The 26,889-nt window shown below is 70.8% G+C and carries 29 protein-coding genes; 16 read left to right on the top strand and 13 right to left on the bottom strand.

Translation table 11 applies throughout. The features are described from left to right. Positions 1-13: 13 nt before the first annotated feature. A complete protein-coding gene (locus IOE58_RS04000; protein ID WP_193865123.1) occupies positions 14-1,759 on the bottom strand; it encodes a pyruvate dehydrogenase in 1,746 nt (581 codons plus the stop codon). 162 nt (positions 1,760-1,921) lie between these two features. Here IOE58_RS04000 and IOE58_RS03995 point away from each other — a divergent pair, with 162 nt between their 5' ends. Continuing rightward, positions 1,922-2,380, top strand: coding sequence for a nucleotidyltransferase domain-containing protein (locus IOE58_RS03995; protein ID WP_228018787.1), 459 nt, complete (start codon positions 1,922-1,924; stop codon positions 2,378-2,380). Then, positions 2,377-2,712 (top strand): HepT-like ribonuclease domain-containing protein, encoded by a 336-nt coding sequence (locus IOE58_RS03990; protein WP_193865121.1) that lies wholly within the window; start codon positions 2,377-2,379, stop codon positions 2,710-2,712. Before IOE58_RS03995 ends, IOE58_RS03990 begins: the two co-directional genes overlap by 4 nt. A 32-nt stretch (positions 2,713-2,744) precedes the next feature. On the opposite strand, the gene IOE58_RS03985 is transcribed toward IOE58_RS03990, so the two are convergent. From IOE58_RS03985 to IOE58_RS03970, 4 genes are read right to left on the bottom strand one after another with little or no spacing between them, the layout of a single operon-like run. Further along, positions 2,745-4,100 (bottom strand): hemolysin family protein, encoded by a 1,356-nt coding sequence (locus IOE58_RS03985; RefSeq protein ID WP_193865120.1) that lies wholly within the window; start codon positions 4,098-4,100, stop codon positions 2,745-2,747. 41 nt (positions 4,101-4,141) lie between these two features. After that, complete coding sequence (locus IOE58_RS03980; protein WP_193865119.1) at positions 4,142-5,179, bottom strand: carbohydrate ABC transporter permease; 1,038 nt, start codon at positions 5,177-5,179, stop codon at positions 4,142-4,144. Then, positions 5,176-6,222, bottom strand: a complete 1,047-nt coding sequence (locus IOE58_RS03975) for an ABC transporter permease (protein WP_431831691.1) — start codon at positions 6,220-6,222, stop codon at positions 5,176-5,178. The genes IOE58_RS03980 and IOE58_RS03975 overlap by 4 nt, the downstream gene beginning before the upstream one ends. Next, on the bottom strand, positions 6,219-7,865 hold the full coding sequence (locus tag IOE58_RS03970; RefSeq protein ID WP_193865118.1) for a type 2 periplasmic-binding domain-containing protein: 1,647 nt from the start codon (positions 7,863-7,865) through the stop codon (positions 6,219-6,221). Before IOE58_RS03970 ends, IOE58_RS03975 begins: the two co-directional genes overlap by 4 nt. Positions 7,866-8,076: 211 nt before the next feature. Here IOE58_RS03970 and IOE58_RS03965 point away from each other — a divergent pair, with 211 nt between their 5' ends. Beyond that, positions 8,077-9,132, top strand: coding sequence for a LacI family DNA-binding transcriptional regulator (locus IOE58_RS03965; RefSeq protein WP_193865117.1), 1,056 nt, complete (start codon positions 8,077-8,079; stop codon positions 9,130-9,132). 31 nt (positions 9,133-9,163) lie between these two features. On the opposite strand, the gene IOE58_RS03960 is transcribed toward IOE58_RS03965, so the two are convergent. Then, positions 9,164-10,138: a serine hydrolase domain-containing protein gene (locus IOE58_RS03960; RefSeq protein WP_193865116.1), complete on the bottom strand. Its 975-nt coding sequence runs from the start codon at positions 10,136-10,138 to the stop codon at positions 9,164-9,166. A gap of 177 nt (positions 10,139-10,315) precedes the next feature. Between IOE58_RS03960 and IOE58_RS03955 the strand changes: the two genes are divergently transcribed. The 4 genes from IOE58_RS03955 (at position 10,316) to IOE58_RS03940 (ending at position 14,118) form a co-directional block, all read left to right on the top strand. Continuing rightward, on the top strand, positions 10,316-11,416 hold the full coding sequence (locus IOE58_RS03955; RefSeq protein ID WP_193865115.1) for an efflux RND transporter periplasmic adaptor subunit: 1,101 nt from the start codon (positions 10,316-10,318) through the stop codon (positions 11,414-11,416). After that, complete coding sequence (locus IOE58_RS03950; protein WP_396121464.1) at positions 11,413-12,285, top strand: ABC transporter ATP-binding protein; 873 nt, start codon at positions 11,413-11,415, stop codon at positions 12,283-12,285. Before IOE58_RS03955 ends, IOE58_RS03950 begins: the two co-directional genes overlap by 4 nt. Beyond that, positions 12,282-13,487, top strand: coding sequence for an ABC transporter permease (locus IOE58_RS03945; protein WP_193865113.1), 1,206 nt, complete (start codon positions 12,282-12,284; stop codon positions 13,485-13,487). Before IOE58_RS03950 ends, IOE58_RS03945 begins: the two co-directional genes overlap by 4 nt. A 145-nt stretch (positions 13,488-13,632) precedes the next feature. Beyond that, on the top strand, positions 13,633-14,118 hold the full coding sequence (locus tag IOE58_RS03940) for a GNAT family N-acetyltransferase (RefSeq protein WP_193865112.1): 486 nt from the start codon (positions 13,633-13,635) through the stop codon (positions 14,116-14,118). Between the two features lie 56 nt (positions 14,119-14,174). Here IOE58_RS03940 and IOE58_RS03935 read toward each other — a convergent pair whose 3' ends face one another. Continuing rightward, the gene (locus tag IOE58_RS03935; protein WP_193865111.1) at positions 14,175-15,179 is read right to left on the bottom strand and encodes a CAAX protease; all 1,005 of its coding nucleotides are present in this window, start codon (positions 15,177-15,179) and stop codon (positions 14,175-14,177) included. Continuing rightward, entirely contained in the window at positions 15,176-16,111 is a 936-nt protein-coding gene (locus IOE58_RS03930; protein WP_193865110.1) for a class II glutamine amidotransferase, read from the bottom strand. The genes IOE58_RS03935 and IOE58_RS03930 overlap by 4 nt, the downstream gene beginning before the upstream one ends. A 217-nt stretch (positions 16,112-16,328) precedes the next feature. Between IOE58_RS03930 and IOE58_RS03925 the strand changes: the two genes are divergently transcribed. Further along, on the top strand, positions 16,329-17,084 hold the full coding sequence (locus IOE58_RS03925; protein WP_259890211.1) for an NADPH-dependent F420 reductase: 756 nt from the start codon (positions 16,329-16,331) through the stop codon (positions 17,082-17,084). A 32-nt stretch (positions 17,085-17,116) separates the two neighbouring features. Here IOE58_RS03925 and IOE58_RS03920 read toward each other — a convergent pair whose 3' ends face one another. Continuing rightward, positions 17,117-17,308, bottom strand: coding sequence for a hypothetical protein (locus tag IOE58_RS03920; RefSeq protein WP_193865109.1), 192 nt, complete (start codon positions 17,306-17,308; stop codon positions 17,117-17,119). Between the two features lie 412 nt (positions 17,309-17,720). Between IOE58_RS03920 and IOE58_RS14625 the strand changes: the two genes are divergently transcribed. The 3 genes from IOE58_RS14625 to IOE58_RS03905 are packed head-to-tail and all read left to right on the top strand — an operon-like array spanning position 17,721 to position 20,348. Continuing rightward, positions 17,721-18,971, top strand: coding sequence for a sensor histidine kinase (locus IOE58_RS14625; protein ID WP_193865108.1), 1,251 nt, complete (start codon positions 17,721-17,723; stop codon positions 18,969-18,971). Beyond that, the gene (locus IOE58_RS03910; RefSeq protein WP_193865187.1) at positions 18,965-19,726 is read left to right on the top strand and encodes a response regulator; all 762 of its coding nucleotides are present in this window, start codon (positions 18,965-18,967) and stop codon (positions 19,724-19,726) included. Before IOE58_RS14625 ends, IOE58_RS03910 begins: the two co-directional genes overlap by 7 nt. A 4-nt stretch (positions 19,727-19,730) precedes the next feature. Beyond that, positions 19,731-20,348, top strand: coding sequence for a DUF2087 domain-containing protein (locus IOE58_RS03905; protein ID WP_193865107.1), 618 nt, complete (start codon positions 19,731-19,733; stop codon positions 20,346-20,348). On the opposite strand, the gene IOE58_RS03900 is transcribed toward IOE58_RS03905, so the two are convergent. Both IOE58_RS03900 and IOE58_RS03895 read right to left on the bottom strand, forming a co-directional pair. Continuing rightward, positions 20,326-21,261 (bottom strand): aminoglycoside phosphotransferase family protein, encoded by a 936-nt coding sequence (locus tag IOE58_RS03900; RefSeq protein ID WP_228018785.1) that lies wholly within the window; start codon positions 21,259-21,261, stop codon positions 20,326-20,328. The two genes, IOE58_RS03905 and IOE58_RS03900, sit on opposite strands and share 23 nt — an antisense overlap. Positions 21,262-21,351: 90 nt before the next feature. Further along, complete coding sequence (locus IOE58_RS03895; RefSeq protein ID WP_193865106.1) at positions 21,352-21,867, bottom strand: hypothetical protein; 516 nt, start codon at positions 21,865-21,867, stop codon at positions 21,352-21,354. Positions 21,868-21,917: 50 nt separating this feature from the next. Between IOE58_RS03895 and IOE58_RS03890 the strand changes: the two genes are divergently transcribed. The 4 genes from IOE58_RS03890 (at position 21,918) to IOE58_RS03875 (ending at position 25,330) form a co-directional block, all read left to right on the top strand. Next, positions 21,918-22,814: an ornithine cyclodeaminase gene (locus tag IOE58_RS03890; protein WP_193865105.1), complete on the top strand. Its 897-nt coding sequence runs from the start codon at positions 21,918-21,920 to the stop codon at positions 22,812-22,814. A gap of 95 nt (positions 22,815-22,909) precedes the next feature. Beyond that, positions 22,910-23,800, top strand: coding sequence for a glycosyltransferase family A protein (locus IOE58_RS03885; protein WP_193865104.1), 891 nt, complete (start codon positions 22,910-22,912; stop codon positions 23,798-23,800). Continuing rightward, positions 23,797-24,411, top strand: coding sequence for a DUF2238 domain-containing protein (locus IOE58_RS03880; protein WP_193865103.1), 615 nt, complete (start codon positions 23,797-23,799; stop codon positions 24,409-24,411). Before IOE58_RS03885 ends, IOE58_RS03880 begins: the two co-directional genes overlap by 4 nt. Positions 24,412-24,415: 4 nt before the next feature. Beyond that, a complete protein-coding gene (locus tag IOE58_RS03875) occupies positions 24,416-25,330 on the top strand; it encodes a LysR family transcriptional regulator (RefSeq protein ID WP_193865102.1) in 915 nt (304 codons plus the stop codon). A gap of 95 nt (positions 25,331-25,425) precedes the next feature. Here the strand turns inward: IOE58_RS03875 and IOE58_RS03870 are convergent, their stop codons facing one another. Beyond that, positions 25,426-25,716 (bottom strand): YciI family protein, encoded by a 291-nt coding sequence (locus IOE58_RS03870; protein ID WP_193865101.1) that lies wholly within the window; start codon positions 25,714-25,716, stop codon positions 25,426-25,428. Between the two features lie 73 nt (positions 25,717-25,789). On the opposite strand from IOE58_RS03870, the gene IOE58_RS03865 reads away from it, so the two are divergent. Then, entirely contained in the window at positions 25,790-26,608 is an 819-nt protein-coding gene (locus IOE58_RS03865; protein ID WP_259890200.1) for a TetR/AcrR family transcriptional regulator, read from the top strand. A gap of 67 nt (positions 26,609-26,675) precedes the next feature. Here IOE58_RS03865 and IOE58_RS14845 read toward each other — a convergent pair whose 3' ends face one another. Beyond that, a complete protein-coding gene (locus tag IOE58_RS14845) occupies positions 26,676-26,876 on the bottom strand; it encodes a helix-turn-helix domain-containing protein (RefSeq protein WP_396121467.1) in 201 nt (66 codons plus the stop codon). Between the last annotated feature and the right edge of the window lie 13 nt (positions 26,877-26,889).

Here is a 26,889-nt window from a genome sequence, read left to right as displayed (position 1 = left end):
CCGGCTGTGCTGATCAGCGCGGGATGTTGCGGATATTGCTGGCTGCCATGTCCACCATCCTGCCCACGCCACCGCCGAGGACGACCTTGGTGGAGGCGGTGGCGAAGCCGCGGATCTGCTGCGCGGTGATCTTCGGCGGCATCGAGAGGGCGTCGGGATCGGTGACCACGTCGATCAGCATCGGCCCGGGGGTGGCCAGCGCCGCCGCGAGCTCCTTCTTCAGCTTCTTCGGGTCGGTGATCCGCACCGAGGGGATCCCTGCGCCCTGGGCGATGGCGGCGAAGTCGACGTGCTCGTGGTCGGTCTCGAAGTCGGGGATGCCCCCCACCAGCATCTCCAGCTTCACCATGCCCAGACTGGAGTTGTTGAACACCAGGATCTTGGTGTTCAGCTGGTGCAGCTTCACGGTGAGCAGCTCACCCATCAGCATGCTCAGGCCGCCGTCGCCGCTCATGGAGATCACCTGGCGGTCCGGGAACGCGGCGGAGGCGCCGATGGCCTGCGGCAGGGCGTTGGCCATGGTGCCGTGGTGCCAGGAGCCGAACAGCCGGCGCTTGCCGTTGGGAGTGATGTAGCGGGCGCCCCATACGTTGCACATCCCGGTGTCCACGGTGAAGATCGCATCGTCATCGGCGACCTCGTCCAGCACGGAGGCCACGTACTCGGGGTGGATCGGGGTCAGCTTCTCGACGTTCCTGGTGTACGCCGCGACCGCCCCGGTGAGGGCCTTGTGGTGCTGCTTGAGCATCTTGGAGAGGAACCGCTTGCTCTTCTTCACCTTGATCAGCGGCATCAGGGCCTGAATGGTGAGGGCCACGTCGCCGTGCAGGGCGAGGTCCAGGGGCGCGCGGCGGCCCAGGCGGGAGGCGTCGGCGTCGATCTGGACCAGCTTGGCGCCGTCGGGCTCGGGCAGGAACTCGCTGTAGGGGAAGTCGGTGCCCATCAGGATCACCAGATCGGCCTCGTGCATTGCCTCGTAGCAGGCGCCGTAGCCCAGCAGGCCGCTCATCCCCACGTCGTAGGGGTTGTCGTACTGGATGATCTCCTTGCCGCCGAAGGCGTGACCGATCGGCGCCTTCAGCGCCCCGGCCAGCGCGAGCACCTCCTCGCGGGCGTCCTTCACCCCGGCGCCGACGAACAGGGTGACCTTGTCGGCCTGGTCGATCAGCTCGGCCAGACGGCCGACCGGCCCGGGTGCGGGCTGCACGGCGCCGAACTCGGTGGCCAGGTCGCGGGTGAGGGGGCCGGAGACCTCCTCGTCGGCGACGTCGCCGGGCAGCACCAGCACCGAAACCCCCTGCTTGGCGAGGGCGGTCTGGGCGGCGATGTGCAGCAGGGTGGCGCCGTGCTCGCCGGAGTTGATCATCTCGCAGTAGTGGGAGCACTCGCGGAACAGGGTCTCCGGATGGGTCTCCTGGAAGAAGCCGGTGCCGATCTTGGCGCTGGGGATGTGGGAAGCGATCGCGAGGACGGGAGCGTTGTCGCGGTGGGCGTCGAACAGACCCTGGACCAGGTGGGTGTTGCCCGGCCCACAGGAGCCGGCGCACACGGCGAGCTTCCCGGTCACGCGGGCCTCGGCGCCGGCGGCGAAGGCTCCGGCCTCCTCGTTGCGCACGTGCACCCAGTCGATGCCCTTGGTCTTGCGCACCGCGTCCACCACAGGGTTCAGCGAGTCGCCCACCACTCCGTAGATGCGCTCCACCCCCATGTCCCTCAGCTGGGTGACGAGAAGTTCGGCGAAGGTGGTGGTGCGTGCCATGGAGAGCCTCCTGGAAGTCGACGGGGGATGCATCGAGCATAACGCCGTGGCCTGGTCACGCCCCGACCGGGTGGTCCCCGAGGGGGAAACGGGCTGCACCGGGCTGGAGCGCCCCGCCGACGGCAAGTCAATAGCAATTGCTATACTTCGTTCATGTCGTCCTTGGCTGAGATCGCCCGTGAGAGTGACGAGGCGGTGCGCGCCGCACGCCAGCGTCTGGTCGCAGCCGTCCGCGAGGCATCGCGCAACGGCATGACCCAGTCGCAGATCTCGAAAGAGACCGGCCGGAGCCAACCGGAGATCTCACGACTTCTGCGATTCCATGGAACGAGCCCTCTCGCGCGCCGGCTTCGCAACTCCCGCCCTGAGATCCAGAGGATCCTTTCAGAGGTCGGTGGCACCGACATCCGCGTGTTCGGCTCGGTGGCCACCGGGAGGGAGGACCAGGATTCCGACGTCGATCTGCTATTCACGATGGCAACCCCGCTCAGTCTGATGCAGCTCAGTCGGCTCGAGGGGGAGATCAGTGCACTGATCGGGGCATCCACCGATCTGACCCCCGACTCAGCCCTACCCCCTCACCTGAAGGAGCGCGTTCTCGAAGAGGCGGTACCACTGTGAAGCGCGAGCGCCGCAGAACGACCGCGGAAATACTCGGGGATGCGCTGTACCACCTGCGGCTCGTCAGCAGATACGCCACCCGCGATCTCGATGACCAGGTGACCATCGATGCCATCTGCATGCGGTTGTCGGCCGCCATCGAAACACTGGAGCGGCTCGAGCCGGACTCGCGTCGTGCGCTGTTCGGATCCGATTGGTCGGCGATGTGGGGAATGAGGAACCGCATCGCCCACGGTTACATGCTGGTCAACGGGGATGTAATTCGTGCCACCGTGCGAGAAGACGTCCCTGTGCTCATCGGGAGCATCGAGGCTCATCTTCGCTCTGCCTGACGTGATGCTCCCGTAGCCTCTCGGCTCCTGGCTCAGGCCCCCGGATGCTCCCCGGCGCTGCCCCCATCCCCATGCCGGGAGGCGGCATCGCCCTCGCGGCGCAGCCGCACTGTCTTCACACGTCGGTCGTCCATCGCCGTGACGCGGATGCGGGCCCCATCGGCCCCGGCTCCGACCTCAACCTCGTCGCCCACGGCGGCGATGCGACCCAGCTGCGCCATGACGTAGCCGCCCACGGTCTCGTAGCCGCCGGTGTCGGGCAGGGCGATGCCCGTCTGTGACTCGAACTCCTGCAGGATCAGGCCGCCGTCGATGTCCCCTCCGGGCACAGCCAGGCGGTCCGGGTTGCTGGGGGACCAGGCGTCGGCGTCGAACTCGTCGTAGATCTCCCCCACCAGCTCCTCGAGCAGGTCCTCGAGGGTGACGATCCCGTCGGTCCCGCCGTACTCGTCGACGACCACGGCGATCTGCTGGGCCTGGGCCCGCATCCGGTTGAGGGCTCGCAGCACCTCGACGGTGCCGGGGATGTGCTCGATGGGCCGGGCCAGGTCCCGCAGGCGCACGGCGCTCGGGTCGTCCACCAGCATCATGTCGCGCACGTGGGCGAAGCCCAGCACGTCGTCCACGTCCTCCCCGGTGACCGGGTAACGGGAGTAGCTGGTGGAGCGGATCTCCTCGCGCACCTCGGCCACGGTGTCGCCGCCGTTCAGGAAGTGCACCTGCGGGCGCGGCCGCATCACCTCCACCACGGTGCGCTCGGAGGCGTCGAACACATCGGCCAGCACCCGCGACTCGGCCTGGTCCAGGGCGTCGGAGGTGCGCACCATGGAGCGGATCTCCTCGGCGGAGACGGCCTCGCGGTCGGCATCCGGGTCACCGCCCAGGATCCGCACCACCAGGTTGGTGGAGGCCGACAGCAGCCAGATCACCGGGCGCATCAGCCTGCCGAACACGCTCAGCGGCGGGCCCACGATCCGGGTCATCGCCAGGGCGTTCTGCATGGCCAGCCGCTTGGGCACCAGTTCCCCGAACACCAGCGACAGGAACGCGATCACCAGCGTCATGCCGATCAGGGCGACCGTGCTCGCGGTGGATTCGCTCAGGCCCGCGCCCACCAGGGGCGGCACCAGGGAGGGGGCGATGGTGGAGGCGCCGTAGGCGGAGGAGAAGAATCCGGCCACCGTCACGCCGATCTGCACGGCGGAGAGGAACAGGTTGGGGTTGCGCACCAGGCGGGCGGTGCCCTCCCCGCGCGGACCGCTCTCCTCCAGCTGCTTGATCTGCGATTCGCGCAGGTTCACGATCGCCATCTCGGTGCCGGCGAACACGCCGCCGATCACCACGAACAGCAGCACGAGGGCGAAGTTGGCGAGAGCGGACCAGTCCATGCCTCAACCGTAGTCCCGTCGGATCCGTGCTCCCTCCAGGATCACCCCTTGATCGCCCCGAAGATGACGCCCTTGGTGAAGTGCTTCTGCACGAACGGGTAGACCATCAGGATCGGCACCAGCGCGAAGACCACGATCGCCATCTTCACCGCGAGGCTGGAGGGACGCTGCGCACTGCCCACACCGGCCGGGGTGAGCTCGGAGCCGGGCAGCTCCACGCCCTCCAGCACGTAGGAGCGCAGCACCATCTGCAGGGGCCACTTGCCGCTGTCCTGCAGGTACAGCATGGCGCTGAAGAACGCGTTCCAGTAGCCCACGCCGTAGAACAGCGCCACCACGGCGATCACGGCGGTGGACATGGGCAGCACGATGGTGGCGAGGATGCGGAACTCGCCCGCACCGTCGATGCGCGCGGCCTCCAGGATCCCGGGGTCGATGCCCATGAAGAAGGCACGCAGGATCAGGATGTTGAAGGCCGAGACCGCGCCGGGCAGGATCAGCGCCAGGTAGGAGTCGATGAGCCCCAGGCCCGAGACCACCAGGTAGGTGGGGATCATGCCGGCCGAGAAGAACATCGTGATGATGAACAGGAACAGGATCGGCCGGTGAAGCAGGGAGTCGGTGCGGCTGAGCCCGTAGGCCGCCATCACCGAGACCACGGTGGACAGCAGGGTGCCGACGGTGGTCACGCCGATGCTCACCAGGATCGACTTGGTGACCACCCCGCCGGAGAGGATGGAGCTGTAGGCCGCGAGGGTGAGCTCCCCGGGGATCAGCACCATGCCGCCGGCCTGGTTGATGGTGGCATCGCTGGACAGGGACGTGAGCACCACGGTGTACAGCGGCAGCAGCACGGCCAGCACGATCAGCCCCAGGACCAGTACCTTCCCGGCCTTCTCCAGGATCGTGGGCTCCTCGTCCCAGGCGGGGCGCAGCGCCTTGCCGGGACCCTTCTTCAGGGGGCCGCCACGCCGTCCCAGCCAGCCACCCGTGGTGGGCGCGGTGGTACGGCCGTCGGCCTCCTGTGCGAGAGGCGGGGACTGGTCGGCGAAGCCGGAACCGGGCGAGGTGGCGGTCATTTCGTCTCCCTCCGGTAGACGCCCGCCTCGCCGAAGGCGTGGGCGAGCTTGTTGGCACCCAGCACCAGCAGCAGCGAGACGACGCCCTTGATCAGGCCGGCGGCAGCCGCGTAGGACCAGTCACCGCCGATGACGCCCTGGTAGTACACGTAGGTGTCCAGCACCTCGGCCGCTCCGGGGCCGACGGCGCCGCGCTGGAGGATCAGCTGCTCGAAGCCGACGGTGAGGGCATCGCCCAGGCGCAGGATCAGCAGCAGGATGATGGTGGGCCGGATGGCGGGCAAGGTGATCGACCACATGCGGCGCCACTTGCCCGCGCCGTCCACCGCAGCCGCCTCGTACTGCGAGGGGTCGATGGTGCTGAGCGCGGCCAGGAAGATGATCATGCCCCAGCCGGCGTCCTTCCACACGGCCTGGGAGGTGACCAGCAGCAGGAAGGTGTCCGGGTTGGTCATGATCTCGATCGGCTCCATGCCGTTGGCGCGCAGGAGCCGGTTGATCAGGCCCGCCCCGCCGAGGATCTGCTGGAAGATCGTCACCACCAGCACCCACGAGAAGAAGTGGGGCAGGTACACGATGGACTGGATGGTGGTGCGGATCCACGGGGTCAGCACCGAGTTCAGCAGCAGGGCCAGAGCGATCGGCACCGGGAAGAAGAAGACCAGCTGGAAGCCGGTGATCATCAGGGTGTTGACCACCGCGTCCCAGAAGGCGGGGGTGCGGAACACGCGCGCGAAGTTGTCCCAGCCCGCCCAGGGGTTCTCGAACAGCGCCACGTACGGCGAGTAATGCTGCCAGGCGATGATGTTGCCGAACATCGGCACATACATGAACACGACCATCAGCGCGACGGCGGGCAGCACCATCATCAGCAGCGGCCAGTCCCGTCGCAGCCGCTTGGACAGCGGGATCTTCCGACGCTCCACCCCGCTGGAGGCCCCGCGGCGCCCCGAGCCGCGGCCGCCGCTGGCGGCTCGGCCGGGACTCGCCCCGCCGGGCCCCGGCGGGGCGGCCCCCGCCGAGGCACCGTGCGCGGTGCTCACTTGTCCAGCTCGTCGTAGACGCCCTGGTAGTACTCGCGCATCCGGTCACCACCGCTGCTGCGCCAGGTCTCCACCGCGGCGTCGAAGTCGTCCATGGTCTTGCGGCCGCGCACGATGTCCTTCTCCAGGTCGTACATCGGCTGGTCCAGGGAGGCGTACTCGGCGGGCTTGGGCACCTGGTGGCCGTAGAAGGGTCCCTCGACCATGTACTGGGTCTCGCCCTTCATCCACTCGCAGTACTCCTCCACGTGCCCCGGATCGGCGAAGTCGTACTTCGCGAGCGGCCCGGTGACCAGGGTGGACAGCACGCCGGGGTGCTCGGCGGCGAGCGCCTCGGTGGGCTCGGGGACCCCGCCGTCGCCCCGGTTGAAGTGGGTGCCCTCCACGCCGAAGTTCACCAGCTCCCACTCCTTCGTGCCGAAGGGGGCGGCCAGGTAGTTGGCGATGCCCAACAGCTCCTCGATGCGGGCCTCGTCGTCGGACTTCTTGAGGAAGCTGAAGAAGTTGGCGGCGCTGCCGGTGTAGCGGATCGGGTCCCCGCCCTTGGCGGACAGCCCGCTCATCGGCACCTGCCGGTAGTCGGGGTTGGAGGCCTGGACGCGCTTGGTGGCCTCACCCCACGCGCCGACGCCGTCGTAGTGGATGGCCACCTGGCCGGATTCGAAGCGCTGCTTGGCGTCCCCGGTGTCGGCGGCGACGTCCGGGTGGACCAGGCCCTTCTCGAACAGCTGGATCTGGAACTCCAGCGCATCACGGTACTCCTGGGTCTCCCAGCGGTAGATGAGCTGGCCGTCATCGACGCGCCAGTCCGGCGGGGCACCGAACATCAGGTTCGGGGCGCCGGTGTTGAGGTCGTTGGTGGCCCAGCGATTGGCACCGGGATCGGTGAGCTCCTCGCACACCGCCAGGAACTCCTCGGCGTTGGTGGGCGCCTCCAGGCCCAGCTCCTCGAAGATGTCACCGCGGTAGAAGATCGCGTCGGTGACAATCTCGCCGGGCACCGGGATGCCGTAGAGCTTGCCCTTGAACACGCCGAACTGCCAGGCGGCGGTGGGGAGGTTGGCGAGGTTCTTCCACTTGGAGATCTTGTCCCCGCCGATGAAGGGCGTCAGGTCCTGGAACACGGACTCGACGGCCTGGTCGAACCGGGCCGGGGGGTTCCAGCCGAACACCGAGACCCAGTCGGCCACGTCGTCCGGGGAGGCGAACACCGCGGCCTGCTTGTCGCGGTAGTCGTTGCCGGTGGTCATCTGGTACTCGAGCTTCGACCCGAGCGCTTCGTCCAGGGCCTGCGTGTACGCGTTGTTCAGCCCCGACTGCACCGCACTCCAAGTGGGCACCATCAGGGTGAAGGTGTTGCCGGAGCCCGGGGGCGCATCGACCGTCTGCGGGAGATCCTCCGGATAGGAGGTGTAGCCCGGGGTGGAGCCGTTCTCACCGGGTATGTCGGGCTCGACGGCCGTCTGCTCGGTGTAGGTGGGCAGCTCAACCTCGGCGTTGGAGGCGACGTCCTCCGCCGCCTTCTCCGCCGGGTCGCCGCCACCGCAGGCCGCGAGCGCGGGGAACGCCGCCGAGACGCCGAGGGCCCCCAGGAGCGCGCGACGCGACGGGGCGAATCGTTCAGGGTCGACCAGATGGTTCATGGGAAGCTCCTCCGTCACAGTCGCGGAACGGGCAACTCCGCCCGCTCCGGAGACCAGCAGAAACGCGGGGATGGGAACCCCCGCAGGTCACACCGTTGTTTACCGGTCCACGACTTCGTAGGCTAGGCGCAGGGCACACGGATGGTCAAGGATGGGCCTACCGGGGGGTCGAGCGGCGCCACCCCCGGGGCCGATGGGAGGGACCAGCCCCATGAGCAGCATTCGCGATGTGGCGGCGGCCGCGGGCGTGAGCCGGATGACCGTGTCCAATGTGATCAACGGTCGTCACCACAAGGCCTCCGCGGAGACGGTGGCCCGGGTGCTGAGGGCCATCGAGGAGCTCGACTACGTGCCGGACGCCCCGGCCCGCTCCCTGGCCGCCAACCGTTCCCGCATGATCGGCCTGGTGCTCCACCACCCCGGCCAGTCGCGCGCTCTGCTGGAGAACCCGCACGACGCCCTGCTGCTGGGGGCGGTGGGCCAGGCCGTGACCCGGGCGGGGTTCTCGTTCATCCCGGCAGCCAGCAGGGACGTGGTCCGGGCCGCCCGGCGATTGGGCTCGTGGCGGGTGGACGGGCTGATCGTCTACGGCTCGGTGGCCGACGAGATCAACGACCTCACCCGCACCCATCCCCGGCCGCTGGTGTTCCTGGACAACTACTCGCGCCGTTCCGAGGTCCCGGTGGTGGGAGTGGACGACGCGGGCGGGGGTCTCGCGGTGGGGCGGCACTTGATCGAGCACGGTCACCGGGCGATCGCCTTCGCAGGCCCGTTGACCGATGCCCCGGGCGTGGTGGCGCGCCGCTACGAGGGTGTGCAGCGGGCGATCCTGGAGCACGCCGCGACGGGCGACGGGCTGCAGGGCGCCGCCCATCTGATCGCGGTCCACGCCGACCACCACCCGGGCTCCGCGGTACGCGCGGTGGATGAGATCCTCGCGCATCCGGAGCGGCCCACGGCCGTCGTGGCCTCCAGCGACGTGCTCGCGGCGGAGATCCTGGGCGAGCTGCTGGACCGCGGCATCGCCGTGCCGGGTCAGATGTCGGTGGCGGGTTTCGACGACTCCCCCGTCACCCGGTGGGTGAGGCCGCAGCTGACCAGCGTCGCCCAGGACATCGAAGCCAAGGCGAGGGCAGCGGTGGCGATGCTGACGCGTCTGATCGACGGGGAGCAGGGTGAGCGCCCCGGCGGGGGGCCTCCCATGGTGGAGCGACTGCCCATGCAGCTGATGGCACGGGAGAGCACGGGACCGGCGCCGCGCCGCTGACCCCGCTCAGCAGCGCGTCACATATCCCCGCTCACAGCAGCGGCAGCAGTTCCTCCCACACGGCCCGCAGGATCTCGGAGCCGGGCTTGCCCTCGAGGTGCGAGGTGATCGCCACGCAGGCCTCCTGCTCCGGCAGCACCACCAGGAACTGGCCGAAGGCGCCGTCGGCCCGCCAGGACTCCCCCACCGAGCACTTCCACACCCCGAAGCCGTACTTCCCGCCCTCGGGGTCCGCCTCGCCGGTGGGGACCCAGGCGTCGGCGGCGTGCATGGCGCGGATCCACTCCCCGGGCACCAGGCGCGTGCCCGGCTCGGCGGCCCCCTCGGGGGCGATGCCCTCACCCAGCAGCAGCCCGCCGATCCGGGCCACCTGCGCGCTGGTCAGGTGCAGGCCGGTGGCGCCCCAGGTGAATCCCTGGCGGTCGGTGAACCACTGGGGGTTGAGGATCCCCAGCGGCTCGAACAGACGCGGCATCAGCCAGTCGCGCAGGCTCTGCCCGGTGCGCTCGCTGATCACGCGGGCCAGCATGAAGGTGGAGCCGTTGGAGTAGACGAAGCCGTCCCCGGGCTGGGCGGAGAGGTCGGTGCCCAGGAAGTGATCGGTGAGGCCGGGGTGCTCGCGCTCCTCGTCGGTGAAGGCGGTGACCGGGGAGCCCGAGGTCATGGTGAGCAGGTGCCGCAGGCGCACCTGGTCGATCCCCTCGCCGTACCCGCGGGTGGCGGCCCCGTCCGGCCCGGTGCCTCCGGTGGGGGCCGGCAGGTGGTCGACGAGCCGGTCGTCCAGATCCAGCAGACCCTCATCCCGGGCCAGGCCCACGGCCAGGGCGGTGACCGCCTTGGAGATCGAGTAGAGGTTCTCCGGGGCGTCGGACCGGAACAGGTGGGTGACGTCGGGCCTGCCCGGGCGGATCACGTGGAGGGCACGCACGCCCAGCTGCTGCTCGACGATGCGCTGGCGCAGCGGCAGCAGCAGCAGCGGATCGGGCACGGAGTCGGAGGAGCTCATGGATACGAGACTAGGGCGCAATCACGGACCGTGGTACGGCAAGGAGCGCACGAACTCCCTACCTCGGTCGGATGACCAGCGCCCCGCCACCGGCCACACTGTCCTCAGCGCAGCTATGTGCACCCTTTTCCGTTCGGCGGCGTCGAGATGCGCCCCCGTCCTGATCGAAAGGCCGCGATGGAATCCGTTCGCCGCTATGTCTTCCCCATCGTGTGGATGCTGATCTTCGCCGTGATAGCCCTGGCGCTGGCGAAACTGGCGTTCTTCCCCGCGAACGCCGAGGCCGGCGAGGGGGACGAGCTCTACCCGACCGCCGAGTTCGACCAGTACGCGACCGTGGTCCCCGAGACCGGCGACATCACCTCGACGATGGCCCTGGACGCGATCGTCCAGCCCGACGCCGGAACCCCGGTGCTCGCCAAGGCCTCCGGTGAGATCACCAAGATCTGGGTGAAGAACGGCGACACCGTCGCCAAGGGCGACCGGATTCTGCAGGTGCGGGTGCCGCAGGATCCGGTCGCGGTGGAGTCCGCGTCGGGGGACCCGGCGGCACCGGGGCCCGACGGAGAGCCCCTGCCCGCCCCGGCGCCGGACCCGGCTCCCGCCCAGGAGTACCTCTACCTGAACCTCACCGCCCCCGAGGCCGGCCGGATCACCGGGCTCACCCTGGCGGAGTGGCAGAGCACCACCGCGGGCCAGACGGTGGCGACCCTGTCGCCGGGCACCTACTCGATCGTCGCCGGTCTCAGCCCGGAGGAGCAGCTGCAGCTGCTGGACCTGGACATCGAGGCCACGGCGGAGCTTCCCACCGCGGCGGAGCCGGTGCCCTGCACAGCCCCGACGATCACCGAGGACGCCACCGTGCAGGAGCCCACGTCGCCCTCGGAGCCCGAGGCACCCCCGGGTGTCTTCGAGGAGTACCCCGGGATGGAGCAGGAGCAGAGCTCGGGCACCTCCGCGGCCCAGCTGCGCTGTCCCGTCCCCGAGGGAATCAAGATCGTGCCCGGGTTGTCGGTGAAGGTGTCGGTGGACCTGGGCTCCGCCAGCGGTGTGATGACCGTGCCGACCACGGCAGTGGAGGGCAACGGCACCGACGGCACCGTGTACGTGTTCGATGAGGCCACGGGCGAGCCCACCCCGGTTCCGGTCACGCTAGGCCTGCGTGGCGAGGGCGTGGTGGAGATCGTCGAGGGCCTGGAGGAGGGCCAGGAGATCCTGCAATTCGTCCCGGGGGTGGACAATCCCGAGGGCGCCATGGTCGGCGGTGAGATGTGGTGACCGCACCCCACGAGGGACGCATACCGCTGCTGGAGCTGCGGGACCTGACCCGCTCGGTGCGCCTGCCCAGCCGGGACATGCTGCACATCCTCCAGGGCATCGACCTGACAGTGGAGGCCGGGGACCATGTGGCCGTCGTCGGTCGCTCCGGGTCCGGCAAGACGACCCTGCTGAACCTGCTGGGACTGATCGACCGCCAGACCGGCGGCGAGCTGCTGTTCGACGGCAAGGACGTCTCCCGGTTGTCCGACGCCCGCCGTGCCCGCCTGCGCGGGGCCTACATCGGGTTTGTGTTCCAGCAGTTCAACCTGCTGGAGCGGCGCACCGCGCTGGAGAACGTGATGATGCCGATGATGTACGGCACCGCCCGGCAGTTCTGGCGCCGCGAGCGTTCGGCGATGGAGATGCTGGACCGGGTGGGTCTGGCCGACCGCGCCCACCAGCTGCCCACCCGGCTCTCCGGCGGTGAGCAGCAGCGGGTGGCGGTGGCCCGAGCGCTGGTGCGCCGGCCGCGCCTGATCCTGGCCGATGAGCCCACCGGCGCGCTCGACGTCACGACCGGCGAGGCCGTGATGGCGCTGCTGGACGAGATCGCCCGCGACTCCGATGCCGCCCTGGTCACCATCACCCATGACCTGCAGGTCGCCGCGCTCTCCCAGCGCGCGTACCTGCTGGACGAGGGCGTGCTGCACCCGGTCACCAGCAACCATGCCCGCGAGGCACTGTCGGCCACCGTGGGCATCCGCTCCGGCCGCCGCGAGGTGGAGGACCTGGCCGAAGCGGGTGTCGGAGCGTCGGCCCCAGCGAGCGCCGGGACGTCAGCCCCTGCCGTCGAGGCCAGCCCGCGCGCGAGCGGTGACGCGGCATGACCGGTCTGATCGCCCCCATCGTCGAGGCCTACGGCGAACTGCGGGTCAACAAGGGCCGCATCATGCTGGCGCTGATCGGCGTGGCGCTGTCGGTGTTCATCCTGACCGGCGTGATGGGCGCCGGCGGCATGCTGGGCAGCGCCCTGGAGCAATCGGTGGAGAAGTCTGCCGGCCGTGCCTCCGTGGTGGGTGTGTACCACGTGGGAGGAGGTGGGCCGGAACTCACGGCCGACGAGCGTGACGAGATCGTGCTGGAGCAGATCGACCGCCTGGGGATCGAGCACCGTACCCGCGTCATCAACACCCTCGTAAGGGCACAGACCCGCCAGGGCGTGCAGACGATCGAGCTGCAAGGCGTGGACCCGGACTACGCCGACATCTACCGGGTGCGCCCCAAGTCCGGACGGTGGATCGCCGACTCGGACCAGAACCGTCTGGCCCCCGCGATCGTGGTCAACCAGCCGGCGTATGAGCTGCTGGGCCGCCCCGCCATGGGAACCGAGCCCATCACCCTCTATGGGCAGGCAGGGAACCAGCAGGCCGTGCAGGCGGTGGTGATCGGGGTGCTCCCCGCTGATCCCACCACGGACTGGGGCCCCACCGCCTACACCGCTGCGGGCAGCATCGACGAGATGCCGGGGATGGACCAGCCTGGGGCCATCACCGCGGAGTACCGGGCATGGGTGCCCCCGGAGCAGGCCCAGGCCGTGTCGAACCGGCTCTCCCAGGTGCTGGCCGACACCCCGGCGGGGAGCTTCGAGGCGGCCCAGTACTCCGCCCCCATGGAGGGTTTCGAGGTGCTGCAGCAGGCGCTGATCGCGGTGGCGCTGGCGATCCTGGTGCTGGGCGCGGTGGGCCTGGTGAACATCTCTCTGGTGACCGTGCGGTACCGGGTGCGGGAGATCGGCATCCGCCGTTCCTACGGCGCGACCGGCGGGCGGATCTTCTTCGGGGTGCTGATGGAGTCGGTGGTGGCCACTGTGGTGGCCGGTGCGATCGGCGTGATGGGGGCCGTGGCCCTGGTCAAGGCCCCCTTCGTCACCGACTACTTCCGAGGCATCGGCCTGGTGGACCTGCCGCCGTTCCCCGTGGGCGCGGTGGTGGCCGGTCTTGCGGCGGCGACCCTGGTGGGCGTCCTGGCCGGTGCCCTGCCCGCGATCATCGCCACCCGCATCAAGGTGATCGACGCGATCCGGAGCTGAGGCGATCCCCCGCTGAGCTATGCCGCCACGTCGTACCGAGGCGGGGCCGAGAGCCGAGGCCCCGGGCCCATGACGGGCAACGGGCGACGGGCGACGGGCGATAAATCATGTGGCCGTGACGGCCACAGCTGGCTACGGTCAACGCATGGCGAACTCCCTGATGGTCCGTGAGCACAGGGCCGATCCGACGGAACTGGTCCACCTGCCCCAGCCGGTCGACCTTCGCGAGCTTCGGGAGCAGGACCTCGACGCGGCCGCAGAGGCATACTGGCTCAGCCATCACGGCTCCTCGTCCCAGATGACGATCGAAGAGGCCACAGCCGACGTGCGCGCTGCCTGGCAGGGGGAGTACGGGCTGTGGTTGCCGGACGCCTCGCTCGGGGCGTGGCGCGGGGACGAACTGCTCGGCGCGGTCCTCACCGTCAGGGACGCCCCCTGGGACGATGCACCACCCGGGCCGTTCATCATCGACCTGTTCGTGATTCCCGCCGTGCGTCGACAGGGGATTGCCCGTGCTCTCGTCACTGCCGCTGTCGGTGCCGTACGCGAGCCGGTGGCCCTCCGAGTGGACGACACCGCGCCCGCAGCGCGTGCCCTCTACCTGGACCTCGGGTTCCGCGAGGTGGGGTGAGGCTGCGCGTCCGTGGGGCGACGACGCGCGCCCCGGCGCAGTTCGGCCGGGCCGGCTCAGACCGCGACGATCGGCGGCAGCGGCTCGTCGGCCGCTCGGGTGACCGGCTCGGCGAGGGTGAGCCCGTCGCGTCGGCCGATGAGCACGCAGGCCACCGCGGTGCCCACGACCAGGGCCACGGCCCCAGCGATTCCACCGGCGAGCGCCGCGGAGGCGGGCGCGCCGCCGGCCAGGGCCGCGTTCGAACTGCCCGGGGCGGCTGACGCCGCGACCATCGCCGCGGCGCCCGAACCGATACCGGTGCCCACCGCGAGGCCGGAGGTGAGGATACCGACGACGGTCGTCGTGAGGGTGAGCAAGAAGGGCAGTTCGAGGCCGCCGCTCTTCCAGGCGAGGATGCCGGCGCAGGCGGCCAGGGTGAGGGCGGGAATCAGCACGGCGGCGCTCCATTCACGCCCGATCAGCACGATGCCCATCGCCGCGAGGATCGGGAGGACGGGGCTGCGCAGCCAGGTGCCGAGGGCCTGCATCACCAGTCCGCGCATCGTCAGTTCCAGGCCCGCCACCTGCAGGGGCGCAAGCACGGCGGTGACCAGTACCAGTGCGAGCACGGCACCGGTCGACGGGCCGGGCGCGTCAGGGCCCGCCTCCACCGGTGCGAGGGACCCGGCCAGCGCGGCCACGCCCACCGTGATCACGCCACCGGCGATGACGGCCAACGCTGCAGGGGTCGAAAGGACGCTGCGGCGGTGGGCGGCCACCGAGAACGCGGTGGCGATGGGACGCCACCCGCCCGCGCGCACGCCGATCAGACCGGCCGGCAGCCACAGCGCACCCATCGCCAGAGCGAGGCCCACGTCCAGCGGGCTGGCGGGGTCACCGCTGGTCACACCCAGGGCGACGTTGACCCCGGGCACCAGGGCCAGCAGCAGCACCACGGTGACCAGCAGCGCGGACGCCATGATCACGTACGACGCGAAGGCGGCGAACACGGTCAGCAAAGGCTTGGACCATGCCGACCAGGGCTCGCGCAGGGTGGCCATGCGGTGGTACGCGGTCATGCTGCGCGCCGCGATGCGAGACGCCGGGCGAGACGCTGGCGGCGCTGCTCGTGCTCGCGGGCCTGGGCCGCGTGCGCCTGGGAGGCCGCGGCCGACAGGCCGAGGTCATCGATGGTGAGCGCCTGGGCCAGCGGCCCGAAGGGACGCTCGCTGGTCATGGTCGCGCCGGGGCCGACGTGGATCAGCTCGCCCGGGTCCATCAGGCGCCAGCCTGCGTCGTCGTCCATCGGCTCGCTGGCGATCACCACGGAGCGCACGTCCTGCAGGTCCTCGCTGTCCACGCGCAGGGAGTCGGAGGACTGCTCGAGGGGCTCTCGGGGATCAGCCGCGGTGGCGGAGCGTTCCAGCACCCACAGCTCGTTGGTGGCGGGAAGCCGCACGGCGATCAGTTCGTCCCCGCGCATGGCGAGCAGGTTCACGGAGTACACGGGCACGTTGCGGGCGATCCAGTCCAGCGCTGCCACCACCCCGTCGTGCAGGTCGTCGCCGTGGGCGGCGACCTCGCCGGTGACCAGGGCGGCCATCCATTCGCTGTCGGTGGTGCCGTGCACGTGGTGGGCCGTGCCCAGCTGCCGCACGCGCTGCTTCATGCCGGAGGTGACCTCGAGGACCCCGTTGTGCGCGGAGACGATGCCGTCCTGCACGAAGGGGTGGGTGTTCTCAGTGGTGTGCTGGGTGCCGCTGGACAGTCGCACGTGCGCGATCATCGAACGGGTGCGCACCTGCTGCGCGATCCGGCCGAAGCGCTCGGAGCGGTAGGCGGCGATGGGCCGCTTCCTGACCTGCACCTGCCCCGTTGCCTCGTCCACCCAGGCGAGACCGGTGCCGTCGGCGTTGAAGCGGGACTGGGTCACCAGGGAGTAGGGGGCATCCATCAGCCACATCTGGGCGGTGACGGGCTGGTCGGCGTGGAGAGCGAAGAGTCGGCACATGTCGGCGTCGAGTGTAGGCCGGGTGGCGGCGATCTGCAGTGGCCCGTGAGACAGACGGGACGAAGTGCCTCACAGGTCACGTGGGCACCCGGGCCATCCAGGCTGCACCTCCGTTGCCCCGCACCGATGCCCCTGACCACCTCGCCCACACCGACACCCCTCGCTGACGCATCACACCCGGGAAGGAACCGGGGCCGGCGCACGTTGAGCACTGGTCGTGAGCAAGAGAATCCACCGCACCATCGGCATCCTGGGGGCGGGCAAGGTCGGCACCGTCCTGGCACGCCTGGCCGTCGCCGCAGGCCATGACGTCCTCATCGCCGGCTCCGGTGACCCCGGGAAGATCGAGCTGATCGTGCAGATCCTGGCCCCGGGAGCGCGCGCCACCACCGCCCGGGAGGCCGCCGCCCAGGCCGACATCGTGGTCCTGGCCCTGCCCCTGGGCAAGCACGCCACCATCCCGGCCGACGCCCTGGACGGCAAGCTCGTCATCGACGCCATGAACTACTGGTGGGAGACGGACGGCGAACACGAGGAGTTCTCCGCCCCCGCCGCCTCCACCAGCGAGTTCATCCAGGGCCAGCTGCCGGGTGCCACCGTGGTGAAGGCGCTGAACCACATGGGCTACCACGATCTGGAGGACCTGGCTCGGCCGCGCGGTGGGAGGGTTCCAGGTGCGGGCGGTGCGACCCCGCGCGCTGCCATCGCGATCGCAGGTCCCTCGCCGCAGGTGGATGAGGTCGCGGAGTTCGTCGACGAGCTGGGCTTCGACCCGGTGCTGATCGGGGGTCTGTCCGACGGGGTGCGCCTGCAGCCGTTCACCGAGGCCTTCGGCGCGACCATCGATGCTGCGGAGCTGCGCGCCATGGTGGCGCGATTCCCGGAGACGGACCGCGGCCGCGAGGTGCTCGCGGCACGCGAAGCCCGCACCGACAGCCCGAGGCGCGCTGCCGTTCACGAGGCCGCCGACTGATCCGGTGCCTCGGGAAGCGATCCCCTGGCGGTTCAGTCCCCTGATCCGGCACGGGCCCGCCCTGATCCGCGCAGTCGCTGACCGGTGCCCCTGGCCGGTTCCCACAGCCCCAGACCCTCGCGGCGGGAGTACCACCACCACAGTCCGGCGGTGATCAGCACCGTGGGCAGGGTCGAGGTGAGCAGCGCGATCGGCGGGACGGCGCCCTGCTCGAGCGGGCTCACCATCGTCGGTGCCAGCAGGAACAGGGACCAGTTGTTGGCCGCGTGCAGCAGGAAGGCGTACTCCTCGCCCGGCCTTCATCGGCCCCTCCCGCAGTCTCGCGTCGAGGTCAGCCGAACGGCCGATCCCGTTCGCCGTCGGTATCCCTACGCTGGCCCCATGCCCGTCCCCACCCGCGCCGGTGCCCCGGTCGCCCAGCCCGACGCCCCCATGTCGGCGGCACCTGTCCCCGATGCACCCACGCCCGGTGCGACCGCGGCACCCGCCTCCGCCATGGCGGTGGCACCGGCCCCCGCGTCACCCGGACCGGGCGCAACGGCACCCGGACCGGGCGCAACGGCACCCGGCGCGGCATCCCCCTCCCCGGGTCGGCCACGAGCCTGGCTGATCGCGGCAGGTGAATCCCTCGGCTGCGTGGCGACAGGACTGTTCATCCTGCTGATCACCTTCGGCATGGTGCTGACGGAGTTCAATGACCAGCCACCGACGGCGCTGGTGCTGCTGACAGGTGTCGATCTGCTGGTGGGTGCCCTGGCCGCGCTGGTGATCGGTCCATTGCGGTTCCTCTCTGCCACCCGCGTCGGGACGGTCCTCAACCTGGTCATCGCGACCCTGGCAGGTTTCAGCACGTGCGGGATCCCGGCAGGGCTCATCGCCCTGCATCGCCTGGGTAGGAAGCGACGGACAGGGCTGGACCTGCTGGCCGTCGGACTGCTCACCGGCGCCGCCATCGGCCTGATGGCCCTGGACGCCGCCGCTCGGTCAGCCTCGCCTGACTTCTCGTGGGTGGTGGCCGTGGTGCTAACGCTGGCCGTGAGCACCACCGCGCTGGTGCTGGGGCGTCTGTCCGGTACCAGGACAGCGCTGCTGGCATCCCTGCGCAGCCAGGCCGAGGCCGCCGACCGCGAGCGCATCGCCGCTGATCGCGAGCGCACCGCCGCCGAACAGGCACGTAAATCCGCTGAGCTCGCACGGGCCTCGGCCGAACGGGCACGAGAGGCTGCGGAGCAGGCCCGGGCATCGGCTGAGGCGCGGGTCCGAGCAGAGGAGCGCACCGCGATCGCCCGCGACATGCACGACAGCGTCTCCCACCACCTGGCCGCGATCGCCATGCATGCCGGGGCCATGAGCTACCGGGAGGACCTGCCGCCCGAGCAGCTGCAGCACATCGCCGGCACCGTGCGCGATGCTGCACAGAAGGCCAACGGGGAGCTGCGGCAGGTGCTGCTGGCACTGCGCTCCACGGACGGGCCCCAGCCGCTCCCCACTGCTCCCGCGCTGCAGGAGATCGTGGACGACGCCCGCGCCAGGGGTCAGGATGTGTCGCTGACCTGGGAGGGCACCGACTCCAGTGAGCTGGACCAGCGGGGCCGCTCCACGGTGGTGGCGCTGTCCCGGATGCTCGGCGAGATGGTCACCAACGCCGCGAAGCACTCCCCCGGTGCACCGCTGACCCTCACCCTGGCCCGTCGCCAGCAGCGCCTTGTGCTCACCGCGCGGAACCCACTGAGCGACGAGCACCCGGGCGGGGACCAGGAGGGGGCCGTGCCGTCGACCGGTCACGGACTCATCGGCCTGCAGGAACGCGCGCGACTGCTGGGCGGTGATGCCCGCTCCGGCTGCGATCACGACAGCTTCGAGGTGGAAGCATGGATCCCATGGTGAGCATCTCCGAGACCGGCAGCGACACCAGCGGCACAGGCGACGGGATCACCGACCAGCAGTCCCGCACCCGAGTGCTTCTGGTCGACGACGAGGCCCTGATGCGGGCCGGTCTGCGCCTGATGATCGACGGGGCACGCGGGATCGACGTCGTCGGCGAGGCGGCCGACGGCCGGTCGGGCCTGGACCAGGCCCGCGCCCTGGAACCGGACGTGATCCTGATGGACGTGCGGATGCCGCACATGGACGGGATCGCGGCCGTGCGAGCGCTGCGCGAGGAGGGCTCCCCAGCCCGGGTCGTGATGCTGACCGCCTTCGACACCGACGAGTTCCTGCTGGATGCGCTGCGCGCCGGCGCGGTCTCGTTCCTGCTCAAGGACTCCCCGCCGCAGCAGGTGGTCGAGGCCGTGCTCGATGCCCCCCAGGACCGGGCGCGCTTCTCCCCGGAGGTGCTGGCGCGCCTGGTGCGGCTGGCATCCGACGGGCAGGGCACCGGGCCCACCGATGCTGGTACCACCGGCACGGGTCCTGGCCGCGCCGCTCCTGCCGAGGCGCCGAGCACAGCCCCCACGGGCATCACCGAGCGGGAGTGGGAGGTGGGACGCCTGGTGGCGCGCGGCTTGACCAACCAGGAGATCGGCCAGCAGCTGTTCCTCAGCCTCGCCACCGTGAAGACCCACCTGGGGCGCCTGTTCGACAAGCTGCAGGTCACCAACCGGGTGCAGCTGGCCATCAGGGTGCTGGAGCTGGGAGGCTGAGGCCATGACCCCCAGTCCGTCCATGGACCTCGATGCCGCCCTGAGCCGCGCCCGGATGCTGTTCTCGATGCTCTCCTCCCCGAAGCTGCGCGCCGCCCTCGGTGCACGGCTCACCGGACGGGAGCAGATCGACATCGCGGATCGTGCCACCGGTGCGGAGCATCGCAACGGCACCAGGGATGCCGCCCACACGCGGAGCAGCAGCACCGATGCTCCTCTGGACCGCATCGACTGGTTGCGGGCCGACGGTCAGGTCGATGCCCCGATGCTGCGCGAGGTGGTCGATGCCCTCAGCCTGATGCGCTCCTCGGACGCCATCCTGGAGGTGCCCCGGCTGGAATCTCTCCCTCCACGGGAGGTCGACCGGATCGCAGCCTCGGGCCGCATCGCCCGCATGGTGTTCGAGCGACTCGGAGCCGACGGTGCACTCAGCGAGGCGGAGCTGAACGCAGGGATCTCGATGATCGCGCCGGACCCGGCGCTGGTGCGGCGGGATGCGGTGGACTCCGGGGTGCTGGAGCGGACGGCCGACGGGAGCCGCTACCGCCTCGCGCAGTTCCTGCAGCCCCCGGTCCCCCTGCCCCCGGGGAGCCCGGCCCTCACCAGCCCAGGGGCTCGCTGAACGCCTTCGCCAGGGCGATCATCCGCCCGTGGAAGTGCGCCGCGGCGGGGAACTGCGCAGCCCATACGGCGTTCACGGTGAGTCGCACCAGCGTCCAGGCCTGAACCCGGTCCAGGTCGAGGCCGGCCTCATCGGCCACCACCTCGGCCCGCAGCCGCACATGGGTGCGGAAGGAGTGGGCGCGTTCGGCCGCGTCCTCGCGGTTCCACACGATCGGCGCCACCGCATACGCCCATTCACCTGCCACGGGCTTGGGGTCGATGGCGAGCCAGTCCCCTCGTTGCGGATCGAGAGGGGCGAGCACGTTCATGTCGTGCAGGTCCTCGTGCACCATCCGGGCCTGCGGAGCATCGACCAGCAGGTCATCGAGGACGGACAGGGCCTGCTCGGTGAGCCGGCGCGGCACTGTGGGCCGGGCCTGCGCGAGCTCCCCGCGCCACTGCTCCGCCTTGGCTGCGACGGTGTCCAGCTGCGGCAGCGCCGGATGGCCCAGCACCCTGAACAGGCGGCCGATCTCCTCGCACGCCTCGAGTATCGGGACGGTGGTGAGGTCGCGGTCGCCGTCCAGTCGCTCCAGCAGCAGTGCACGGTCTGCGGGGGATGCGGCCAGCATCCTGACGGCGCCGCGCCCGGCCCAGGCCCGCAGCGCCAGGTGCTCGGTGGTGGCCTCACGGTGCGGCCAGGTGAGCTTCAGTGCGGCCCGCTCGTCGTCGTGCCGGCGGACCGGGATGACCAGCGCGTTCTCCCCGTACCAGGAGTCGCCGTCGAGTCGCAGGTCCCAGCTGTCCAGGCAGCGGTCGACCAGGGCCGGCAGGTGGGCGAGCCACGTGTCCCCGTCGACGCCGTCGGAGCCGCTGCGGTCATCGGCCGGGCGTCGAGCGATGCGGGTGCTGAAGCCTTCGGGGATGCGCATGATCGGCCCAGCCTACGGGCTCGTCATCGGGCCACGGTCGGGAGCTAACCCCCTTGGGGCTCGCCGTTCAGCGCGCGGGGCAGGCGTTTCTCATCGACGGAGGGAGCGCAGGATGGACCGCACCATCTTCACCACGGTGGTGACCACGAAGACGCCGAAGACCAGGATGAAGACCGAGGGGGCGCCACCGACCCCGCCCGACGTGCCCAGGATGCCGAAGAAGGTGATCGCGACGTAGCCCAGGACCACCAGTGAGATCACACTGGTGACGATCCCCCCGATGGAGGTGGCCCCGCCCCGGGATCGACCCTCCTCGGCATCGGCAGTGCCGAAGCTGCGTCGCCAGTCGGTGCTGGGCCCGGACTTCGCACCGGAGCCGAACTGCGGGCCGAACGACGAGGGATCCCGGCCCGCGTCCCGCGGGACGTCCGCAGGTTCACCATGGTCGAAGTCGGCGGACCACCCCTCGCCCCTGCCGCCGGCGCCACCGGTTCCAGCGTTGCCGGGGTCGTCCCACCGTCGGTCGCTCCCGCGGTCGTCCGCGCCCCGCATCCAGGACGGGTCCCCCTGCGGTCCGTGCGCTCCGGACCCGAATACCCCGCTCATGGTGCCGAGTGTAGGGGCAGCGGCAGGAGCGGACACGTTACCGTCGAGGCATGATCCATCTGCGCGACGACCAGGTCCGTGACCTCCTGCCCTCCCCCACGGACGCTGTGGCCCTCATGCGCGAGACGCTGCTCGCGCTCGCCGACGGCTCGGCCTCGGTGACCCCGAAGTCGCAGGTGGTGCACGAGGAGGGCGGCTTCGCCAACGCCATGCCCGCCGCCTGGCCGGAGCGCGGCCTGCTGGGCATCAAGTGGGTGACGATCACCCCCTCGAACCGTGCGCACGGCAAGGAGATGATCGACGGCCTGATGGTGCTCTCGGGCGCTGACGGCTCCACCCGCGCCGTGATGGACGCCGCCGAGCTGACCGCTCTTCGCACCGCCGCCGTCACCGGTGCCTCCCTGGCGCTGGACAACCGCCCGATCGCCTTCCTGGGAACCGGGGTGCAGGCGCGCTCGCACGCCCGCGTCATCGAGGCGCTGGGACGTGGCCCGCTCTCCGTGTGGGGGCGCCGGGCCGGGGCACTCGAGGACCTGGTCACCTGGGGCAGGGTCAACACGCCAAACCTGGAGATCCGCACCGCCACGGACCGTGCTGAGGCCCTGGCCGGTGCGGGAGTGGTGATCAGCGGCCTGCCGATCGGGCTGAGTGGCAGCGAGCTCGCACCGGGTGAGGTCACCGCCGATGCAACCCTGCTGCCGCTGGACTACGCCTCGGTGGCCGGTGCCGAGCTGGCCCGCACCGGCACCGTGGTGGCCGACGACCCCGAGCAGTACGAGATGCTGCGTCCCCTCAAGCACGGCCAGGACTACCCGCGCGCCACCGGGGCCACCGGTGACCTGCTGCGCGAGGGGCGCCCGGATGGCCTGGTGGTCGCTCAGAACCTGGGGAGCGGACTGGGGGACGTGGTCCTCGCCGATGCCGTGGTGCGCGCCGCAGGCTGCTGATCAGGGCTCGGCGGTCTGCGGCCGCTCAGGAGCACTTCCGGATGCCTCCCCTCGTATCCACGGAACTCTGATCTGCACGTGGTCTACTTCCCCGCATGTCCAGATCCATCGCAGTGCCGCTCAGCTGCTCCGTCGTGGTCCCGGTGAAGGACGATGCCGAGGAGCTGGGCGGGCTGCTCAAGGCGCTCGGCCGCCAGACCGAGCCACCGCTGGAGATCATCGTGGTGGACAACGGATCGAGCGACGACAGCGCCCGCATCGCCGCCGGGGCCGGCTGCCGCGTGCTGCACGAACCCGTTGCCGGCATCCCCGCTGCGGTCGCGGCCGGCTACGACGCGGCTGTGGGCGACCTGATCCTGCGCTGCGACGCGGACTCCCGACCCCGCCCCACCTGGGTGGCCGCTCACCGCCGGGCCCATGCCACCGCTGCACAGGCCACCGGGGGCACATCCGTCTGCACCAGTCCCCGGGTCGTGGCGGTCACCGGTCCGGCGAGATTCCGACTGCCCGCGCCGCTGGACCTGGTCACCTCGGCGATGTACCTGGGCGGGTACGTACTGGCCGTGGGTTCGGCCCTCGGGCACCCGCCGCTGTTCGGCACCACCATGTCCCTGCGCCGCGAGTGGTGGCAGGACGTGCGCGACAGCGTCTCCCGCAGCGCCGACGTGCACGACGACATGGACCTCTCCTTCAGCGTGCTCCCCCACCAGACAGTCCGCGTCACCTGGGACGTCGCCGTGGACATGTCGCCGCGGGCCCTGCGCTGGGGCCGCCCGGCGGACGTCCGTGCGCGTCGTGCGTTCGTCACCCTGGCCCGAGCCTGGCAGCGGCAGGCCCCGTGGGACCGCTGGGCCGACCGGCTCGCCCACCGCGGCCTGGACCCGAGACGGCTCGGCCGACGACGGCAGGAGACCGGGCATCGGACCAGCGCGCGCAAGACCGAAGCCAGGCCTGCGCCGCACACCTCCTCGGAGCAACCGCGGTGAGGGCAGTCGGGCGTGCCGTGCTGCGCCTGGCCGTGCGCTGGTCGGGCCTGCTGATGGCGGCCGGGCTCGCCCTGGCCGGACTGTGGGTCGAGGCGGCCGTGGCGATGCTCGTCGCACTGGGGCAGGTGCTGGCCTGGCGGATGCGACTGCCCCGGGCCTGGGAGGCAGCGGCATCGATCACCGCCATGGCCGCGGCCGTCAGCTCCTACCTGCACCTGTACGAAAGATGGACCTGGTGGGACCTGCCGGTCCACGCCGCCCTGACCGCGGTGGTCTCCGTGATGGCGGCCTGGATGGTCGATGTGCGGTGGCGTCGGCGCGCCTCCCCCCGCCCCTGGCTAATGGTCATCAGCGGTTTCCTGCTGGCCCTGGTGTGGGAGGTGCTGGAGTGGTGGGGGCACCAGGTGGTGGATCCGCGCGTGCACATCGCTCCGGCCGACACCGCCGGCGACGTGATCGCCGGGTTGCTCGGTGCCTCCGCGGCCGCGTGGTGGTGGCACCGTCGGTCGGCTGCGGGACCGTCCGGGCCGGTCCGATCGCCGTCCCGGTCTGCCCGGGCCTCGTCAGACTCTGCGTCGACCCGCCTCGAGGCCGGCAGGTCCGTACGATGAACCCATGGATCCCCGTCGACTGCTGATCTTCCGCACCGTGGTGCGCAACGGCTCCATCGGCGCCGGTGCGCGGGAGCTGGGGTGGACGCAGCCCGCGGTCTCCCAGCATCTGGCCGCGCTCGAGAAGGAAGTGGGCACCCAGCTGCTGCTGCGCTCCTCCTCCGGTGTGACCACCACCGAGGCCGGCACGCGCCTGGCCGCCCACGCCGAGGCGGTCGCCGCCCAGCTGCACGCCGCCGAGGAGGAGCTGGCCGACATCACCGCGCTGCGCCGCGGCACCGTGCGCTTCGCGACGTTCCCCTCGGCCGCCGCCGTGCTGCTGCCGCCCGCCCTCGCCCTCCTGCACCGCACCAGCCCGGACCTCGACGTCACCTTCTCCGAGCTGGAACCGCCGGATGCGGTGGCGGCCGTGCGCGAGGGGGAGGTGGACCTGGCCCTGGTGTTCCGGTACCCCGGGTCCGACGTCGACGCCGAGGGCACGCTGGAGTGGACCGGTCTGATGGAGGACCGCGTGCTCGCTGTACTGCCCAAGGACCATCCGCGGGCAGACGACCCCGACCTCCGCCTCGCGGATCTCGCTGAGGAGCAGTGGATCGCGGGTTGCGAGCGGTGCCGGGCGAACCTCCTGGCCAACGCACGCCGCGCCGGGTACGAACCGCGGGTGCGGCACTCCACCGACGACGCCACCGTGGTGCAGCGCCTGATCGTGCACGGGGCAGGGGTGGCCCTGCTGCCGGAGACGGCACTGGAGGCGCACCCCTCCGACGACGTGGTCTCCCGTGCCTTGCCGGATCTGGACGACCGCACCATCGGCATGATCAACCGCAACGGCGCCCAGTCGATCCCTGCGGTCGCAGCGTTGCGCGATGCGCTGGTGTCCGTGGCCGACGAGCGCTCCGTCTGCGCCGTGCACATCTGAGCCGGGCCCGTCCGATCAGTGCCAGGCGGGGCTCCCCCCGAACCCACCGTGCACATCTGATGCGCCCCCGGGGGTCCCGCCGGGCTCGCTTTCGGTCAGCTCCGCCGAGCGAACTCCCCGATCACCACGTTCCAGGTGCGCATCGTGGCCTCGGCGATCAGTCCTTCCCGGCGGAAGGGGTCGTCGGCCAGCACGCCCTGGGCGTCCTGAACGTCATCACCGCGCACGATCAGCAGGGCGCCCGGGTCACCGTCGGCCAGCGGCCCGGACAGCAGCAGGCGGCCGGCCTCGTACTGCTCCCGCAGGAAGGCGCGGTGCTCGGGCCGGACCTCGTCGAGACGGGCGGCATCGTCGACGTAGCGGTAGGTGACGGCGTAGGTGGCCATGGATGCTCCTTCACTGGGATGCGGGACAACGACGTGGGGTACGGAACTCACGACCGACGCTACCTGCTCCTGGGTGGGTGCGCCGGGCTGGGCCTGGCCGGAGATCGCCCTCACGGCCGCCGATCAGCTGCGCCTGATGCACCGCCTGGCCGGTCAGAGACGCAGTGGGAAGGGCGGCTTCGATCCGCTGCCGCTGCTGGCCTTGGAACCAGGCCCCGGCCTCACCGGGCCCCGTATCCTGACCCGGCCAGCACACCTGCAGCCCGAACGGCCCCGGGCCGCCCTTCCTGAAAGGCCTGCCATGCCGCGCATCAATGCCCCCTCCGTGGCAGAGCATCGCGCCGCCCAGGAGCGGGCTCTGCTCGATGCCGCTCACGCGATCCTCGAGGAGACCGGAGAGGCACCCACCATGGCGCAGGTGGCTGCGCGTGCGGGCCTGGCCCGCCCCAGCGTCTACCAGTACTTCTCCTCCCACAAGGCGCTGCTGCAGGCACTGGTGCGGGACGTGTTCCCCCGCTGGACCGAACGGATCGCCGCCGCCATGCGCACCGCCCCCACGCCGGGTGATCGGATCCTCGCGTACGCAGCCGCGAACATCGAGCTGGTCGCTGAGGGCTCCCACGCCATCGGCTCCGCGCTGGCCGCCATGGCCCCGGGTGAGGGCGTGGGCGAACATGCCGATCAGATGCACCGTGCGGTGCAGGAGCCGCTGGTGGCGACGCTGGTGGAGATCGGTGTCCCCGCACCGGAGGACGTGGCCGAGCTGATCAACGCAATGATCCACAGCGGCACCCGCATGCTCGATGCCGGCCAGAGCGCCCCGCAGGTCATCGCCCACCTGGAGACCGTGCTGCGCCCCTTGGCGGAGGCGTACCAGTCCCCAGCACGGTGACACCGCCCGCCTGAGGCAGTCCCCACCCGGCCACACCCGTGATGGGGGAAAGAAGGGTCGGGACGCGCTAGCTGGCTTCCTGGGTGCGGCTACCGTCGGAGGGGGCGAGGGCGCGATGGATGGTCGACTTGCTGACCTCGAGGGCACTGGCAATCTGTGCGAGGCTCTGGCCGCTATTACGTAGGCGCATGGCGGCCTCGATCTTCTCGGGGGTCATGGCCGGCGGCCGGCCGGAGGGGGTTGTGGATCGTTCACGGTTTCGGAACAGGTTCTGCGACGGG

This window comes from Brachybacterium epidermidis, assembly GCF_015209585.1.
Taxonomy (GTDB): Bacteria; Actinomycetota; Actinomycetes; order Actinomycetales; family Dermabacteraceae; genus Brachybacterium; species Brachybacterium epidermidis.
Note: the sequence above shows the minus strand (reverse complement) of the source record. Positions and strands in the feature narration are given on the sequence as shown.

Coding starts and splice junctions, on each gene's coding strand:
- IOE58_RS03980 (WP_193865119.1), bottom strand. CDS start 5,179: ATGACCGCCACCTCGCCCGGTTCCGGCTTCGCCGACCAGTCCCCGCCT.
- IOE58_RS03910 (WP_193865187.1), top strand. CDS start 18,965: ATGGTGAGCATCTCCGAGACCGGCAGCGACACCAGCGGCACAGGCGAC.
- IOE58_RS03965 (WP_193865117.1), top strand. CDS start 8,077: ATGAGCAGCATTCGCGATGTGGCGGCGGCCGCGGGCGTGAGCCGGATG.
- IOE58_RS03885 (WP_193865104.1), top strand. CDS start 22,910: ATGTCCAGATCCATCGCAGTGCCGCTCAGCTGCTCCGTCGTGGTCCCG.
- IOE58_RS03890 (WP_193865105.1), top strand. CDS start 21,918: ATGATCCATCTGCGCGACGACCAGGTCCGTGACCTCCTGCCCTCCCCC.
- IOE58_RS03905 (WP_193865107.1), top strand. CDS start 19,731: ATGACCCCCAGTCCGTCCATGGACCTCGATGCCGCCCTGAGCCGCGCC.
- IOE58_RS03875 (WP_193865102.1), top strand. CDS start 24,416: ATGGATCCCCGTCGACTGCTGATCTTCCGCACCGTGGTGCGCAACGGC.
- IOE58_RS03935 (WP_193865111.1), bottom strand. CDS start 15,179: ATGACCGCGTACCACCGCATGGCCACCCTGCGCGAGCCCTGGTCGGCA.
- IOE58_RS03900 (WP_228018785.1), bottom strand. CDS start 21,261: ATGCGCATCCCCGAAGGCTTCAGCACCCGCATCGCTCGACGCCCGGCC.
- IOE58_RS03960 (WP_193865116.1), bottom strand. CDS start 10,138: ATGAGCTCCTCCGACTCCGTGCCCGATCCGCTGCTGCTGCTGCCGCTG.
- IOE58_RS03945 (WP_193865113.1), top strand. CDS start 12,282: ATGACCGGTCTGATCGCCCCCATCGTCGAGGCCTACGGCGAACTGCGG.
- IOE58_RS03955 (WP_193865115.1), top strand. CDS start 10,316: ATGGAATCCGTTCGCCGCTATGTCTTCCCCATCGTGTGGATGCTGATC.
- IOE58_RS03895 (WP_193865106.1), bottom strand. CDS start 21,867: ATGAGCGGGGTATTCGGGTCCGGAGCGCACGGACCGCAGGGGGACCCG.
- IOE58_RS03930 (WP_193865110.1), bottom strand. CDS start 16,111: ATGTGCCGACTCTTCGCTCTCCACGCCGACCAGCCCGTCACCGCCCAG.
- IOE58_RS03985 (WP_193865120.1), bottom strand. CDS start 4,100: ATGGACTGGTCCGCTCTCGCCAACTTCGCCCTCGTGCTGCTGTTCGTG.
- IOE58_RS03870 (WP_193865101.1), bottom strand. CDS start 25,716: ATGGCCACCTACGCCGTCACCTACCGCTACGTCGACGATGCCGCCCGT.
- IOE58_RS03940 (WP_193865112.1), top strand. CDS start 13,633: ATGGCGAACTCCCTGATGGTCCGTGAGCACAGGGCCGATCCGACGGAA.
- IOE58_RS03970 (WP_193865118.1), bottom strand. CDS start 7,865: ATGAACCATCTGGTCGACCCTGAACGATTCGCCCCGTCGCGTCGCGCG.
- IOE58_RS04000 (WP_193865123.1), bottom strand. CDS start 1,759: ATGGCACGCACCACCACCTTCGCCGAACTTCTCGTCACCCAGCTGAGG.